Below are 14,170 nucleotides of genomic sequence, written 5' to 3'. Positions count from 1 at the left end.
TGGGTCGGTGGCATGCGCTACCTGGCCGCGGTGGACCCGTTGGCCGGGGCCGAGCTGCTGGGCGAGCCCTCAGTCTACTGGGATTACCCCCCCGCCCAAGAGGTGGTGGCGGGCTGGGGCGAGGCCGGGGCCCTGGAGGCCCACAGTGCCCAGGAGGCCCAGGAGATTCTCCAGCGGCTGTCCTCCGCCAGCACGGTGCGCTGGTTGGACCAGGCGCCTGCTTGCCTGCCTGGGCCCTGGTTCGGGGGCAGGCGCTTCGCGGCGGAGGCCACGGATGCGGGCTGGGGGGCGTTTGGCTTCGGGCGCTGGACCCTGCCGGAGCGGCTGGTGTGGCGCGAGGGGGACCGGCTGGCCGCGGCCGTCTTCGTCCCCCAGGGGCCCGGCGCGGAGGACAAGGTCCGGTCGATGCTGGTGGGCCTCGGGTCGAAGTTTCCGGCAGGCCCCCTCTCCGTGCGGAGCGAGCCCCAGGCGCTGCGCGTGTCCGCTGGCCGCTCCGCCTTCGAGCAGAGCGTGGAGCGGGCCACGGAGGCCATCGCCAGCGGGTATTTCCAGAAGGTGGTTCTGGCCCGGGCGGTGGAAATCGAGGGCGAGCGCCCCTTCGACCAGGTGGAAGTGCTGGCCCGGCTGCGCGAGCAGAACCCCCGGTGCGCCACCTTCCTGTTCCGCGCCCCGGATGACACCGCCTTCCTGGGCGCCACCCCGGAGACGCTGTGCCGGGTGGAGGGCCGGGAACTGCGCACGGAGGCGCTCGCGGGGACCGCGCCGGCCGCGCAGGCCCTGGAGCTGGTGGGGCGGGACAAGGAGCGGCGCGAGCACGAGGCGGTGGTGCGCTACATCCTGGAGGTGCTCCGCCCCCTGGCCGAGCACATCGACGCGGATGCGGCGCCCCTGCTGCTGACCCTGCGCGGCATGGTGCACCTGCGCACCGGCATCCGGGCCTCGCTGCGCGAGGGCGTGGGGGTGGCCGAGCTGGTGGCGGCGATGCACCCCACCCCCGCCGTGGGCGGCACTCCCAGCGCCGTGGCGATGTCCTTCCTGCTCGAGCACGAGGGGCTGGACCGGGGCTGGTACGCCGCGCCCGTGGGCTGGGTGGGCCCGGGCCGGGCCCATCAGATGGTGGCGCTGCGCTCGGCGCGTGTGAAGGGCGCCCAGGCCCGGCTCTTCGTCGGCGCGGGCATCGTCGCGGGCTCCAAGGCCGAGGCGGAGTGGCGGGAGACCGAGCTGAAGAGCCTCACGATGGCGCGGGCCCTCGGGGGCTCGGAGGGCTAAGGCCCTCCCCGCTCCGTCTCCCCCGTGAGGGACCAGGCCGCCGGGCAGAAGGCGTAGAGCTGGGTGCGCGCCCCGCTCAGGAGCAACTGCAGGAGGGAGGCCCGGCGCTCGGCGCCGCCATAGAAGGCCAGCTCGAAGTGCTCCGTCTTCACCCCGGCCCGCTCCAGCGCATGCCGGCAGACGTCCTCGAAGCTGCCCAGGCGGTCCACCAGTCCCGCGGCCAGCCCGCGCGTGCCCGAGTAGACCCGCCCCTCGCCGCGCTCGTGGATCTCCTCCTTCGTCCGGCCGCGGGCCTTGGCCACGTGGCCCAGGAACGCCTGGTACGTCTCCTCCACCTCCGCCTCCATCGAGGCCCGCTCGTGGGGGGTGAAGCCGCGCGAGACGGAGAAGATGCCCGCGTTCTGTCCCCGGGTGAGCAGCGTGCGGTGGATGCCCAGGTGCTCCAGCAGCCCGGAGGCCTCGAACTTGCCCGCGAAGACGCCGATGGAGCCCACCACCGCGTGCGGGGAGGACCAGATCTCCTGCGCCCCCAGCGCCGCCATGTACCCGCCGCTGGCGGCCACCTGATCCACGTAGGCAATCACCGGCTTCTTGCGCGCCACGCGCTGGATGGCCTCCAGGATGAGCTCCGAGGCCAGCGCCGAGCCCCCGGGGCTGTTGATGTAGAGCACCACCGCCTTGGCGCGCTTGTCCCGCCCCGCCGCGCGCACCGCCTTCACCACCGCGTCCGAGCCCGCCGTCTTGGGGCCCAGCGGGTTGCTGGAGCCCTTGCCGGGGACGATCATCCCCGACAGCGAGATGAGGCCCAGCCGGGGCCGGCGCCTCACCGGCCGCCACTTCACCGGCGGGAACGGCACCGCCCCCAGCCAGCTCTCCATGGACTCCAGGGGCTCCTCGTCCGCGTCCGCGTCCTTCTTCCCAGCAGGCTGTGGATTCAGCCGCGCCGGCAGCTCCGCCTCGGTGCACAGCGCGTCCACCAGCCCCGCGGTCACCGCGCGCTGGGCGCTGTAGGGCCCCCCGTCGATCAGCGCCTGGGCTTCCTCGGGGGAGCGCTTGCGCCCGGTGGCCACCGCCTGGACCAGCTCCGCGTACCGCTCGTCCAGGAACGTCTCCAGCGTCTGCCGCTGGATGTCGGAGATCTCCCCGTGGGTGAAGAGCTCCGGCGCCGTCTTGTAGGCCCCGCGCCGGATGAAGTGCGCCTGGATGCCCACGCGCGCCAGGCCCTCGCCCAGCGCCGTGGCCTCCGCCGCGTAGCCCACCAGGTCCACCCGGCCCGCGGGCGCCAGCAGCACCTCGTCCGCCGCGCACAGCACCTGGAAGCCCAGGTTGTCCACGCTGACGGCCCAGCCCACCACCCGCTTGCCCGCGGCGCGGAAGGCCAGGAGCTGCTCCACCAGCGCGTCCTTCTTGGCGGACGGCACGGCGAGCCCCTCCAGCTCCAGCAGGATGCCCTTCACCCGGGGGTCCTTCGCCAGCAAGCCCAGGGCTTCCCGAAAGGCCTCCAGCGAGGAGACCGTGGCGGGCTCGGGCGCGGCGTTCCTCAGGCCCCAGCGCCACCGGTTGCGGCGCCGCTCGCGGTAGGGCAAGTCCCCCGAGAGGCGGAAGCGCACATAGGCGGGGCGGTGCCGGGACGCCAGCAGGCGGAACGGCAGCCCGAGCAGGGTCCGTGCGAGCAAGAACAGGTTGGCGAGGGCCACGAAGACAAGTCGCACCATAGGTGTGCTGGCGCGTAATGGACGGCTGGCGGGGACGCAAGCAGGGTTTGAGCAGGGGGCGTGGCCCCTGGTGGGCCGCCTGGAACTTTTCATGGGGGCGAACGTGGTAGGCTGGCGCCCATGCGTCCGCTTTCTCAGCTCATGATTGTGTCCGCCCTGCTCTTTGGCGGGGCCGCGCTCGCGGGCCGTCCCGTGACCGAGTACCAGCCCCCGCCCGAGATGACGAAGGAGCAGCGGGAGGCCAACAAGGTCCGCGAGCTCGGCGGCAACATCAACTCCTACAACCGCGACATCCAGATCGAAGAGACGCCCGTGCCCTGGGCGGCCCTCGGACTGGGGGCGCTGGTGCTGCTGGCCGCGGTCCCCTTCGCGTGGAAGGCCTACCGCAACACCTCGCACGAGATCGCCGGGGCGAACACCTTCGGCAACTCGCGCCAGGCCGAAGACGAGTCCTAAGGCCCGGCGGTCCGCTCAGGCGGGCCGGATGAACACCTCGCCGCCTGGCTCCACCTCCACGCGCACGGGCAGGAAGTGCTCCACGGCCCGTACCTGCGCCTGGAGGTGCTCGGTGACGCGCGCGGTGGTGAAGCGGGTGGTGCCCGGCGTGACGGGCCCGAGCCGGCCCGAGGCCAGCAGCGCCGCGGGCAGCAGGAGCTGATCGCCCAGGTGCTCGTCGATGGCACCGCCGGATTCCATGAAGCGCGTCATCCGCCCGGCCGCCTCACGCCCCACCTCCTCCGGGGACTGGCCCCGCTCGCCCAGGGCCTCGAAGCCGGCGAAGGTGTTCTCGAACTGCGCCAGGATGAAGGTGGCGCTGCCGGCCGAGCGCGTGACGGGCAAGGGCCGGTTCTTCGTGTGGCAGTAGAGCCCCCGCTCCCGCAGCGCGGCCTCGGCGGCGCGGGACTGCCGGTCGGCGAGGGCAAAGGGCAGTCCCCCCACGTAGGTGCTCACGGCGATGTCGTGCAGCGTGCCCCGCGAGGGCAGCTCCACGAGCACCGGGGGCGGCTCGGGGGCGAGCACCTCCGCCTGGAACTCGCCGCCCCCTTCCGGATAGAAGCCGGCATGGGTGAGGCTCAGCGAGGCGCCCAGCCCATAGGCGTGCATTGCCGGCATCCACACGCTGCTCAGGTAGGGGTAGCTGGGCCCATGCGCCACGTGCGTGCCCCCGCGCAGGGTGAGCCGCCCGCCCCCCGCGAGCGCCAGCGGGAAGAAGAGGCACTGAAAGACGAGGGGCGTTCCCCCGGCGGTGCCTGCCTCCAGGATGTAGTCCCCGGGCCGCACGGGCCCCGGCGTGAAGCGCAGCTCCGAGGCGCCCACGGCGGCCCCCTCGCTGGTGCTCTCGCTGATGGCCTCGGCCCCGCGCACGCACGCCAGGTGGTGGGGGCGCAGGCCCCGGGGATCCTGCTGCTCCCGCAGGCCGGTGAGGTGGAATGGACGGCCGGTGATGAGTGACAAGGACAGGGCCGAGCGCAGGAGCTGACCTCCCGCCTCTCCCCCGCTCCCGTCCAGCAGCACCCAGTCTTCTCCGGACCTGCTGGGGCCGGTCATGACGCTCCCTGTGACACCACGTGGGATTTACAGCGTAGCAGAAGCCTCTGGGCTACCGTCCGGCTTCGTGGCGCTCGCGATCTTCCTTTTCACCTACGTCTTCATCGCCGGGGCACGCCTGCCCGGGCTCAAGCTGGATCGCCCCGGGGGCGCGCTGCTCGGCGCGGTGCTCATGGTGGTGCTGGGCGCCGTCACCCCCGCGGAGGTCTTCAACCACAGTGACGACCCGTCCCGTCACGCGGTGGACTTCGACACCCTCATCCTGCTGCTGGGGATGATGCTGCTGGCGGAGTACCTGGCCCAGGCGTCCTTCTTCCGCGCGTGCGGCGCGTACACGGTGCGGCTGGCGCACACGCCCCGGTTGCTCCTGGTGGCGGTGACGGCCATCAGCGCCTTCCTGTCCGCCTTCCTCGTCAATGACACCGTGTGCTTGATGCTCACGCCCCTGGTGCTGGTGGTGGTGGACGACGCCCGGTTGCCGCCCGTGCCCTACCTGCTGGCGGTGTGCATGGGCTCCAACAGCGGCTCGGTGGCCACCTTCACCGGCAACCCCCAGAACATGCTCATCCAGGGGGCCTCGGGGCTGTCCTACGCGAGCTTCGCCGCGTACATGGCCCTGCCGGCGCTGCTCTCCACCGCCATCGTCATCGCGGTGCTGCTGTACCTGTTCCGCAAGGAGCTGCCCTCCCGGCGCTTTGACCCTCAACCTCCGCCCCCAGCGGTGGACCGGCCGCTGATGGGGGTGACGCTGGGGGTGCTGGCGGGGGTGGTGGTGGCCTTCTTCGCGGGGTTCCCCATGAGCTGGAGCGCCCTGGCGGGGGCGGTGCTGGTGATGGCGCTGGCGCGCCGCGAGCCGCGCGCGGCGCTGGAGCGGGTGGACTACGTGCTGCTGGTGTTCTTCGCCAGCCTGTTCGTCGTCGTCTACGGGGTGAACAAGCACGGCTGGGCCGGGGAGATCCGCGAGCTGTTCGCCCCGCTGATGGCGGGCCCCCCGTGGCGCGAGACGTTGGGGTTCGCGGCGCTGACGCTGGTGGCCTCGAACCTGTTCAGCAACGTGCCCTTCGTGATGCTGGCGCGCACGTGGGTGCCCACGCTGCAGAACGTGGAGCTGGGCTGGCACGTGCTGGCGCTGGGCTCCACGCTGGCTGGCAACCTCACGCTGGTGGGCAGCGTGGCCAACCTCATCGTCTTCGAGGCGGCGCGCGGCCGGGTGAAGATGTCCTTCATGGGCTACCTGCGCATCGGCGTGCCGGTGACGCTCTTGAGCTTCGCCGTGGGCCTGGCGGTGCTGCTGGCGGAGCACGCGCTGTTCTGAGGAAGGCGCCGGGGAGGCATCCCGAGGCCGGGCCCTGCGATAATCTCGGGACCATGTCCTTCCAGCCACCCTGGGGCGGGGCCTTTCGCCTCCAGAGCTTCGTCCACCGCACGCCGGAGGCCCTGCCCGCTCCGGCCATCGACGCCATCCGGGAGACCATCCTGGGCTCTCCCCTGCTCGGGGAGACGAACCTGTCCCGGCAGTTCTCGGGCACCTATGGCTTCTCCATCACCTTCGTGCGCGAGGCCCTGGGCCAGGTGAAGGACCGCTTTCCTGCCTTCGCCCCGTTCCTGGACAAGGCGCTGCTGCCGGACTGTGACGCGTTCCTGCTCAACCCGCTGCTCATCCAGAACGGGCGCGGGGTGGCGGCCCACATCGACCGGAGCCTGGAGTTCTACGGCGCGGGCACCGGCTGCCCCATCGCCGTCAGCGTCCTCTATGTGCAGGTGCCGGAGCGGCTCGCGGGCGGCGAGCTGCGGCTGTACCACCGGGGCCAGCGCGTGGCGGCCCTGACGCCGCTGCCGCGCTCGCTCGTCACCTTCCGGGGGGATGTGGCCCATGAGGTGGTGGCGGTGGAGGCCGGGGCCCCCGTGCTCTCGGAGGCCCGGGTGAGCCTGGTGGTCGAGCAGTACCGCGTGCCCGCCTCGGTGAAGGCGCGGCTGCCCACCTTCGAGCTGCGCACCCGCTCGGGAGCCCTGGCATGAGCGAGCTGGTGATGGAAGTGCGGATGGCCTCCTCTCCAAGCCAGGTCTTCGCGGCCTTCGAGACGCCGTTCCTGCTGCGCCGCTGGTACGGGGCCCCGCCGGGTTGCTTCCGGACCGGGGCGGAGGGCGACGTGGGCACGGGCGAGCCGTTCCAGGTGAACCTGATCGACGCGCAGGGTGTCCCCTTCGTGCAGCGGGGCCGGATCCTCGACGTGGTCCCCGCCGAGCGCCTGGAGCTGGAGATGTCCTGGGAGGGCGGGCCGCTGGGGGGCCCGGAGGTGACGCGGGCGAAGCTGCGCTTCCACCCGGACGGGGGTGGCACCCGCTTCGAGGTGATTCAGGGGCCCTTCTCGCGCCCCGAGGCCCTGGAGGCCCACCGGGCCTACTGGAAGGCCAGCCTGGAGCGCCTGTCCCGCGTGGCGGCCGGTGAGGCCCTGCCCTGCTTCGAGGAGTTCTGGGATGAGTCGTGCGGCTACGCAGGGCGGCTCGGGGTGGCCGCCTACGCGGTGCTGGCGGGAATGCGGGAGGCCGGGGCGGCGCCCGAAGCGCTCGCCCAGGCCGAGGCGCTGCTCTACACCCACCTGTCCCGCCTGCCCCCGGAGACCGCCGAGCTGCTCGGGGCGGTGCTGCACTCCCGGCTAACCGGCGGCTCCTGAGTGGGGCGGGCTACGGGGCGGCCTGGAAGTAGAACAGGTCCGAGGCGCCCCGCGAGGTGTAGGCCGTCCCGTTGTACTGGACGGTCCCCTCGAAGTCGGTACCCGCCACCACGGAGCCCCCCGGCTGTGGGACCAGGAAGAGCCTACGGGGCGCGGAGTTCTTGCCGAAGTTGCCGTCGATGCTCTGGGTCCAGAGCAGGCTGCCCGAGGTGTTGTAGCGCACGAGCAAGTGGGAGCTGGGGCCACCGGGACGGAAGCCCGTGAGGGTGACGGTGCCGTTGTCCCCCGTGGCGAGCCCCGTGAGCGTGAAGAGCCCCTGATCGCGGATCCACTGATCGGCCCCCTGGGCACTCAGCGCGCCGATGTAGCCGCTGCGGTTCAGGGGATAGCCCTGGTCATCCGGATCGCCTCCGGTGTAGCCCTGCCCGCCGAACGAGAAGCTGCCTCCGAGGTTGGCGGTGAACGCCACCTGACCCGTGGCCAGGGTGCGCAGGGCCGTGACTTCGCCGTAGGCATTGCTGAACAGCCGCTTCCAGAGCAGCCCACCCGTGGGGGCGTACTTCACGATGAAGGCCGAGGTGTACGGGAGCAGCCCATCTCCCAGGTTGGCTCCGGCGCCTGTCCGGCCTCCCACGAGGATGTTGCCCGCCGTGTCGGTGGTCACGGTGCGCACCAGGTTGACGGGCTCGTTGGGCGTGGCCCGGAAGGCCCGGGACCAAACCGGTGTTCCCTGCCAGGTGAACTTGGCCACGAAGCCACCCGGATAGGGGTCCTCCCCATAGGTGCTGGCCTCACCCGCGTAGAGCGTGCCCGTGCCGAAGTTCACCTCGCCGTGGAAGTTGCCCGCGACAATCAGGCTTCCGTTGGCATCGGTGGTCACCGAGTCCGCGGAGATGGCCCAGTAGTAGAGCTGCCCCCGGTCTTCATCGAAGTAGGTGGGCACGAAGCCCCGGCTCCAGACGATGTTCCCGTTGGGGGAGAACTTCGCGATGAAGGCGCCTGAATAGGGGCTCGAGCCGAAATGCGAGCCGGCATACGGAAGCGTGCCCGCGCCGAGGTTGGGCGCGCCCCGGTAATTGCCCACCGCGAGGATGTTGCCCTCGGGGGTGACGGTGAGGGCGCTCAACTGGACAGTCTCGGTGGTGACTTGCCGGACCCACACGGGGGCGCCCGTGGAGGAGTAGCGCGCCAGCGCGAAGCCGGTGTTCTGCGGAAAGGGCACGCTGCCGAAGAGGCCCCCCGCCACGAACCCGCCCGAGCTATCGGAGGCCAGGGCCTGGAGCCACTCGACACCCTTGCCGCCATAGTGACGCGGCCAGGTGGTCGTTACCTCCGGGATGGTGTTCGCTGGAGGCGCCGGATCGGGCTGTGCCGCCGCAGGGGGCTCCGGCGTGGGTAAGACGCCGGAGGGCACCTCGGGGGTGGGCGTGTCCGCTCCCCGTTCGACGGGAGGCGGCTCCTCCCCGCTGGAGACTTCGTTCCCACCGCATGCGGCCAGCATCAGCGCCAGACCGCACGCCTTCCAGCCCCGCCCCACCTTCCCGCCGCCCTGCTCCCACCGCCGCCCTGGGCCCGTCTTCATCTGTGTCCCCCTCCTGGGAATTTGTTCCTTCACCCCTTTCAGCGCTCAGGGGCGGGGAAATGGACGAAACGCATTTCCTCCGGGACGGGGCTCGCTTTCCTGACTGCCCATGCAGCAGGCGGGCAAGCGCGTCAGGGGTCCGGGTCGGGCAGCTCGCCGGGGGCCAGCTCCGGGCCCTGGGGCGCGGGCGGAAGTTGGTTCTCGCGGCCCGTGCGGTGGGTGCTGTCCGGCAGGGCCGGTGCCACCCCTTCTGGCAGCGGCGGCCCGCCCCGGCGGTCCTTGGGCGTCAGGTCCCGGGTGAACTGGGCCGACACCGTGTCCACCAGGGACGACATGGCCCGCTGGAACAGCTCCGGGTTCTTGCCCACCCGGAACGGATCCAGGTGCTCGTCGCCGAGCTGGACCTGATCCGCATCGAAGGCCCGCCGCCACACCTCGGTCCGGCCATCCAGCCAGAACATGCGCCCATAGCCTTTGATGTACGCCCCTGCCCGTCCCTTCTCGCTGCGCATGCCGTAGTCCTGGACGACGAACTCCACGATGGCATCCGCGCCCAGCGGCACGAGCAAGTCATAGTCCGGCGCGTTCGCGGGCACCTCCTCCACGAGGAAGCTCTCCAGCGCGGTGGCCACCCGCGCCGGATCGATGATGCTCGTCCAGGGGCGCTCGCGGGGCAGCTGGTTGATGGTGTTCACGCGCAGCCGCTCGGAGATCTCGAAGCGCGTCACCGCCGCGGCGAGCTTCGCCTGGAGGCGCCGGTCGGCCTCCTTGGGCTCCAGCTTCTTGAGCTTTTCCGAGTAGGAACCGTCTTCCCGGAAGACGAGGCTCTTGGGGCCCGCCCCATCCTCGATGCGGGAGACGAAAGCAGGTTGCACCACGCGGTCCAGGTTCGCGCCGGACAGCCGGGACGACGTGCATGCCGAGAGAAGGATCAGAAGGAGAAAGGCCGAGCCTCGCGTCATGCCCTACACATATCGCAACCCGTGCCGCCGGTCCCTTCCCATGGGGGCCCCCGGAGTTGCGGCCCCGGGCGCCCCTGGTACCTTGGGACCATGAGCGCCTCGAATCCGTCTCCTCCTGTCCGCAAGAAGCGGCTCGGCGAAATCCTCCTGAACGCCGCCCTGCTGTCCGAGACGCAGCTGCGCACGGCCCTGGCCGAGCAGCGCAAGTGGGGCGGCAAGCTCGGCCACACCCTGGTGCAGATGGGCTTCGTGGACGAGGGCGCCATGGTGCAGGCCCTGTCGCGCCAGCTCCAGATTCCCTCGGTGGATCTCTCCCGGGTGACGCCGCCCGCGCACCTGCTCAAGCTCTTCCCGGTGGCGCTGGCCGAGCGCTACACCGTCTTCCCCGTGGCGGTGGACGTGCCCCAGAAGGTCATCACCCTGGCCAGCGAGGATCCCACCAACGTGGAGGCCCTGCACGAGCTGGCCTTCCACACGGATCACCGCATCCAGGTGGTGGTCAGCAGCGTCTCCGCCATCGAGCACGCCATCCGCCAGCACTACCACGGCGGCACCGGCACCCCCACCGCCCCGCCGGAGGCGTTCGGGTTCCAGGAGCCCTTCTACGAGTTCACCCCACCGTCGGCCCCCGTCCCGCGCTCGCCCCGGGAGGCCGAGCTGGTGCAGCGCGTGGAGGTGCTCACCCAGCAGGTGGCCGATCTGGAGCGCATGGTGGCCAACCAGGCCCGCTCCCTGAGCACGCTCATCGAGATGCTGGAGGCCGGGGGCACCGTGTCCCGCCAGGAGTACTTCGCCCGGATGCGCAACGTCTCGCGCTCCTGAGCGCCTCTCAGACCAGCAGGTGCTCCGCGGGGGGGGCCGTGTCCGGCCCGCTCGTGAGCGCCTCGGTGCGGCGCAGGCGCTGCTCGGACAGCCGGGAGACGAGCTCCAGCACCTGCGGGTGCGTCAGGATGAGCGAGTCGAAGTCCTCGCGCGGCAGCCGCAGCAGCGAGGTGCGCCGGGTGGCCATCACCGTGGCCGTGGCGGGCGTCTTCAGCAGCAGGGAGATCTCCCCGAAGAGCTCGCCCTCCCGGAGGCGCGAGAGGACCTGGCCGCCCTTGCTCGCCTCCACCTCGCCGGAGAGCACCACGTAGAGCCCTTCGACGTGGTCCCCTTCCCGGACGACGACTTCGTTCTTCTTCACGTCGCGGGCCCGGAAGCGCTCCACGAGGATGCGCCGGTCCTTGCGGCTGAAGGGCTGGAACAGCGCCGAGGTGCTCATCACGTTCGTCAGCAGCCGGTCCCGGCAGAACTTCTTGAGCGCCCGGGCCACCTGGGGATAGCGGCGGGACAGGTCCGCCAGCACCGAGGCGGGGACCTCCAGGAGGAGCGTCTCGTCGGAGGTGCTCTCCACCGTGGCCATGCGGGGCGCGCCGGACAGGAGCGCCATCTCCCCGAAGAAGGCGCCGCTGCCCAGGGCCGCGAGCTCCTTGTCCTCGTCCCGGAAGACGCGCACCGAGCCCTCGCAGATGACGTAGAAGGCCGTGCCCCGGCTGCCCCGCTCGAAGACCTGCTGGCCCCGCGCGAAGTGCCGCAGCGGGCAGCCCTCGAAGAACTCGATGAAGGCATCGCGCGGCAGGTCCGAGAACAGGGGGATGTCCGGCAGGGCCTCCAGCGAGGGCGTCCGCGAGGACACCTCCTCCGCGAGGCTGAAGAGGGCCTCCTCCAGAGAGGAGGACACCCCGGTGCCCTGCTGCCGCAGGCCCGCCCGCGCGGCCTGTTCCACCGTCTGGAGCAGCGTGTCCGTGGACTCGGGTTCCGGCGCGGGTGGCGCCTCGGGGGCGGCGGCTTCGGGCGCCGGGGGGCTCCAGACGGCGGCATGCGGCAGGAGCAGGTCGCCGGCGGCCTTCAGGGCCAACTGCAGCCTGCCCTCCCCCAAGTCGACGTCGAAGTGGGTCTCCTCCGGGGGCTCGCTTCGGCGCGCGTACAGATCCGCGAGCATCTGCGGGACGCCCCGTTGCGAGGGATCCAGCTCCAGGAGCCGCTTGCTCGCAGCGAGCGCGCGCGGCAGGAGCCCCTCGCGGGCGAAGCCCTCGGCGGCGATCCGGTAGGCGGAGGCGGCGCGTGCCCGCTGGCCGGTCCGGGCCCAGGACTCGCCCAGGCGCGCCTGGGCGAAGTGGTCCGCGGGCCGCCCCTGGCAATACCGCTCGTAGAACTCCGCGGCCTGGGAGAAGCGGCCCTGCGAGAAGGCCTCGGCGGCCTGTGCCTGGAGCGAGCCGGGATCCATGTCAGCGGGCGCCCTCCCCGGCGGTACCGCCCTTGGCCAGCGCCGCGCTCGCTGCCTCGCGGACGCGCCGGTAGTAGTCGCTCTTGAGCGCATCCAGCGCCTCGGCCTGGGCGCTGGTGCCCATGCGCTGGAGGGCCGTGGCGGCGGCGGCCCGGATCTCCGGCTGATCATAGTACAAATCCTTCGCCACCCCTTCGGCCGCGCGCGAGTCGCCGATCTCGCCCAGGGCCAGGAGCACCTCCCGCCGCGCCACGCCGGCCGGATCCTCCAGGGCCTTGATGAGCGTCTCCACGGCGTCCTTCGCCTGGAGCCTGCCGAGGATGCTGGCGGCCAGCACCGCCTCCGCGCCCCCGCCGCGCACCACCTCCTGCAGGACAGGCGAGGCCGACGCGGGCGCGCCGAAGCGGTTCAGGGCATCGAGCAGGACCAGCTTCTCGCTGGAGAACTGGGGCAGCAGGGAGACCAGCGCGGACTGGCCCGCCTCGCCCTGCTCCGCCAGGGCCTGGGCGAGCGCCTTCTGGAGCTCGCGCTCGGACTCGAACATGCCGCCCTTGGCCACCTCCACGCCCTCGGGCCCCAGGCGCGCCAGTCCGGCCAGGGCCGCGGAGCGCAGGGTGACGCTGGAGTCGCCCGCGTACTGCTTGAGCACCTCCAGGGCCCCCGGGGCCTTCACCGCGCCCAGGGCGCGCAGCACGGCGGCGAGCGGCTCCAGGCGCTGGGGCTCCACCTCGTCATACAGCTCCGAGGGCACCCGGGCCTGCACCTGCACCCGGCCCGCCTCGCGGGCGCGCTGGGCGTTGAGGTTGCGGACCCGGTCGAAGAGCTGGGCGGTCTTCGTGTTCCGGGCGTCCTTCTCGTCCTGAGGGGCGGAAGGGTCGAACCCGGGGGCGTAGGTCTGCGGCAGCGCGGAGGGCACCCAGTCCTGGCGCAGGGGCTCGAGCGCCTTGGTCTCCTGCTCATAGAGCTTCTGGACGGCGGGGGCCGCGGACGCATCGCCGATGGCCGTCACGGCCTCCAAGGCGAGCCGCCGCTGGTGGGGATCCGCCGAGGCGAGCAAGGGCAGCACCCGGGACAGCAGGGGCTGCGCGGCGGGGCCCAGGCCGGCCACCGCTTGCAGGCCGCTGTCGATTCCCGCGGGCCGGGAGAGCCGCTCGGCGATGGGCTCCAGCGGGCAACCGCCGTGGGCGCGCATGGCGCGGCCGGCCGCGAGGGACTCCGCCAGCGTCCCCTCCAGGGAGATGGTGCACAGGGCCGCGTTCGTCTCCGGCCCCCGGGGCATGGAGATCAGCGCGTCGCTGGCCAGCGAGCTGACGGCGCTCTTCTCCAGGGCGACCGCCTGGAGGCGGGCCACCGCCGAGGGGTCCTGGAGCTTGCTGAGCGCCGTGAGCGAGGCCTCGCGCAACTGGGGGAAGTTCTCGTCGAGCAGCGGGAGGATGGCGGCCACGGCGCGCCGGTCCCCCGCGTCTCCCAGGCCGCGCACGGCGGCGGCGGCGAGGATGACCTGGCTGTCCCGGACGAGCGGCAACAGGCGGGTGATGGCCTCGGGGCGGCCGCTCTTGCCCAGCTCCTCGGCGGCCCCCACGCGCTCGGGGAGCGAGCCCTCGTGGAGCGTCAGCAGGTTGCGCTCCCAGATGGCCTTGGACTCCGCGGCGACGGCCTCGGCCATGGCGCCCGGCACGTTCGCGGACTTGAGCGCCTGGACGATGATCTGCCGGGTGTTCCGGGCCCGCCGGCTGTACTGGAGCGTGAGGTAGGCCTTGGCCTTGTCGTTCTTGATCTTCGAGAGCGCCATGGCGGCGCGGCCCTGGACGCTCTCGTCAGGGTCCTCGAGCAGCTCGCCGAGCAGATCCACCACGCGGGGATCCTGGCTGCCGCCCAGCGCCTCGGCGGCCTCGCCCCGGACGATGGAGGCCATGTCCTTGGCGGACCGCGTGAAGAGGATCAGGTCGTCGGCGTTGCCCTGCTTGGCCAGGGCTTGCACCGCCTGGGCGCGGACCTCGGGCCGGGGACTCTGGAGATCCGCGAGGAGCTGATCCCGGTTGCCCTGGCACGCGGGGGCCAGGCCGAGGGTCAGGACGACGAAGAGGGAGCGAACACCGGGTCTCATCGCACTCCGAGGGAAGCCGTGGGGAACCTGTTTATATCAGTCCCCA

At 72.1% G+C, this 14,170-nt stretch carries 12 protein-coding genes; 6 read left to right on the top strand and 6 right to left on the bottom strand.

Annotation, left to right across the window (positions count from 1 at the left end):
- Positions 1-12: 12 nt before the first annotated feature.
- Positions 13-1,269: an isochorismate synthase gene (locus KY661_RS17315; RefSeq protein WP_225411246.1), complete on the top strand. Its 1,257-nt coding sequence runs from the start codon at positions 13-15 to the stop codon at positions 1,267-1,269.
- Here KY661_RS17315 and sppA read toward each other — a convergent pair.
- The gene (gene sppA / locus KY661_RS17310) at positions 1,266-2,984 is read right to left on the bottom strand and encodes a signal peptide peptidase SppA (protein WP_225411245.1); all 1,719 of its coding nucleotides are present in this window, start codon (positions 2,982-2,984) and stop codon (positions 1,266-1,268) included. The two genes, KY661_RS17315 and sppA, sit on opposite strands and share 4 nt — an antisense overlap.
- 120 nt (positions 2,985-3,104) lie before the next feature.
- Between sppA and KY661_RS17305 the strand changes: the two genes are divergently transcribed.
- Positions 3,105-3,440 (top strand): hypothetical protein, encoded by a 336-nt coding sequence (locus KY661_RS17305; protein ID WP_225411244.1) that lies wholly within the window; start codon positions 3,105-3,107, stop codon positions 3,438-3,440.
- Between the two features lie 15 nt (positions 3,441-3,455).
- Here the strand turns inward: KY661_RS17305 and rtcA are convergent, their stop codons facing one another.
- Positions 3,456-4,532: an RNA 3'-terminal phosphate cyclase gene (gene rtcA, locus KY661_RS17300; protein ID WP_225411243.1), complete on the bottom strand. Its 1,077-nt coding sequence runs from the start codon at positions 4,530-4,532 to the stop codon at positions 3,456-3,458.
- 67 nt (positions 4,533-4,599) lie between these two features.
- On the opposite strand from rtcA, the gene KY661_RS17295 reads away from it, so the two are divergent.
- The 3 genes from KY661_RS17295 to KY661_RS17285 are packed head-to-tail and all read left to right on the top strand — an operon-like array spanning position 4,600 to position 7,207.
- Complete coding sequence (locus tag KY661_RS17295; protein ID WP_225411242.1) at positions 4,600-5,847, top strand: ArsB/NhaD family transporter; 1,248 nt, start codon at positions 4,600-4,602, stop codon at positions 5,845-5,847.
- Between the two features lie 53 nt (positions 5,848-5,900).
- A complete protein-coding gene (locus tag KY661_RS17290; protein ID WP_075005411.1) occupies positions 5,901-6,551 on the top strand; it encodes a 2OG-Fe(II) oxygenase in 651 nt (216 codons plus the stop codon).
- The gene (locus tag KY661_RS17285) at positions 6,548-7,207 is read left to right on the top strand and encodes an SRPBCC family protein (RefSeq protein ID WP_225411241.1); all 660 of its coding nucleotides are present in this window, start codon (positions 6,548-6,550) and stop codon (positions 7,205-7,207) included. Before KY661_RS17290 ends, KY661_RS17285 begins: the two co-directional genes overlap by 4 nt.
- 10 nt (positions 7,208-7,217) lie before the next feature.
- Here KY661_RS17285 and KY661_RS17280 read toward each other — a convergent pair whose 3' ends face one another.
- Together KY661_RS17280 and KY661_RS17275 are read right to left on the bottom strand one after the other, a co-directional pair.
- Positions 7,218-8,789, bottom strand: a complete 1,572-nt coding sequence (locus tag KY661_RS17280) for a hypothetical protein (RefSeq protein WP_225411240.1) — start codon at positions 8,787-8,789, stop codon at positions 7,218-7,220.
- A gap of 131 nt (positions 8,790-8,920) precedes the next feature.
- Positions 8,921-9,751 carry a hypothetical protein gene (locus KY661_RS17275; protein ID WP_225411239.1) on the bottom strand — a complete coding sequence of 277 codons (831 nt, stop codon included), beginning with the start codon at positions 9,749-9,751 and terminating at the stop codon, positions 8,921-8,923.
- A gap of 90 nt (positions 9,752-9,841) precedes the next feature.
- Here KY661_RS17275 and KY661_RS17270 point away from each other — a divergent pair, with 90 nt between their 5' ends.
- Entirely contained in the window at positions 9,842-10,573 is a 732-nt protein-coding gene (locus KY661_RS17270; protein WP_083423051.1) for a GspE/PulE/PilB domain-containing protein, read from the top strand.
- 7 nt (positions 10,574-10,580) lie between these two features.
- Here the strand turns inward: KY661_RS17270 and KY661_RS17265 are convergent, their stop codons facing one another.
- Together KY661_RS17265 and KY661_RS17260 are read right to left on the bottom strand one after the other, a co-directional pair.
- On the bottom strand, positions 10,581-12,017 hold the full coding sequence (locus KY661_RS17265; protein WP_225411238.1) for a cyclic nucleotide-binding domain-containing protein: 1,437 nt from the start codon (positions 12,015-12,017) through the stop codon (positions 10,581-10,583).
- Position 12,018: 1 nt separating this feature from the next.
- Positions 12,019-14,124: a HEAT repeat domain-containing protein gene (locus KY661_RS17260; protein ID WP_225411237.1), complete on the bottom strand. Its 2,106-nt coding sequence runs from the start codon at positions 14,122-14,124 to the stop codon at positions 12,019-12,021.
- Positions 14,125-14,170 lie beyond the last annotated feature (46 nt).

The sequence above is a fragment of the Allostigmatella hybrida genome, assembly GCF_020103775.1.
GTDB lineage: Bacteria > Myxococcota > Myxococcia > Myxococcales > Myxococcaceae > Hyalangium > Hyalangium aurantiaca.
This window is presented reverse-complemented; position numbering and strand designations above follow the sequence as displayed.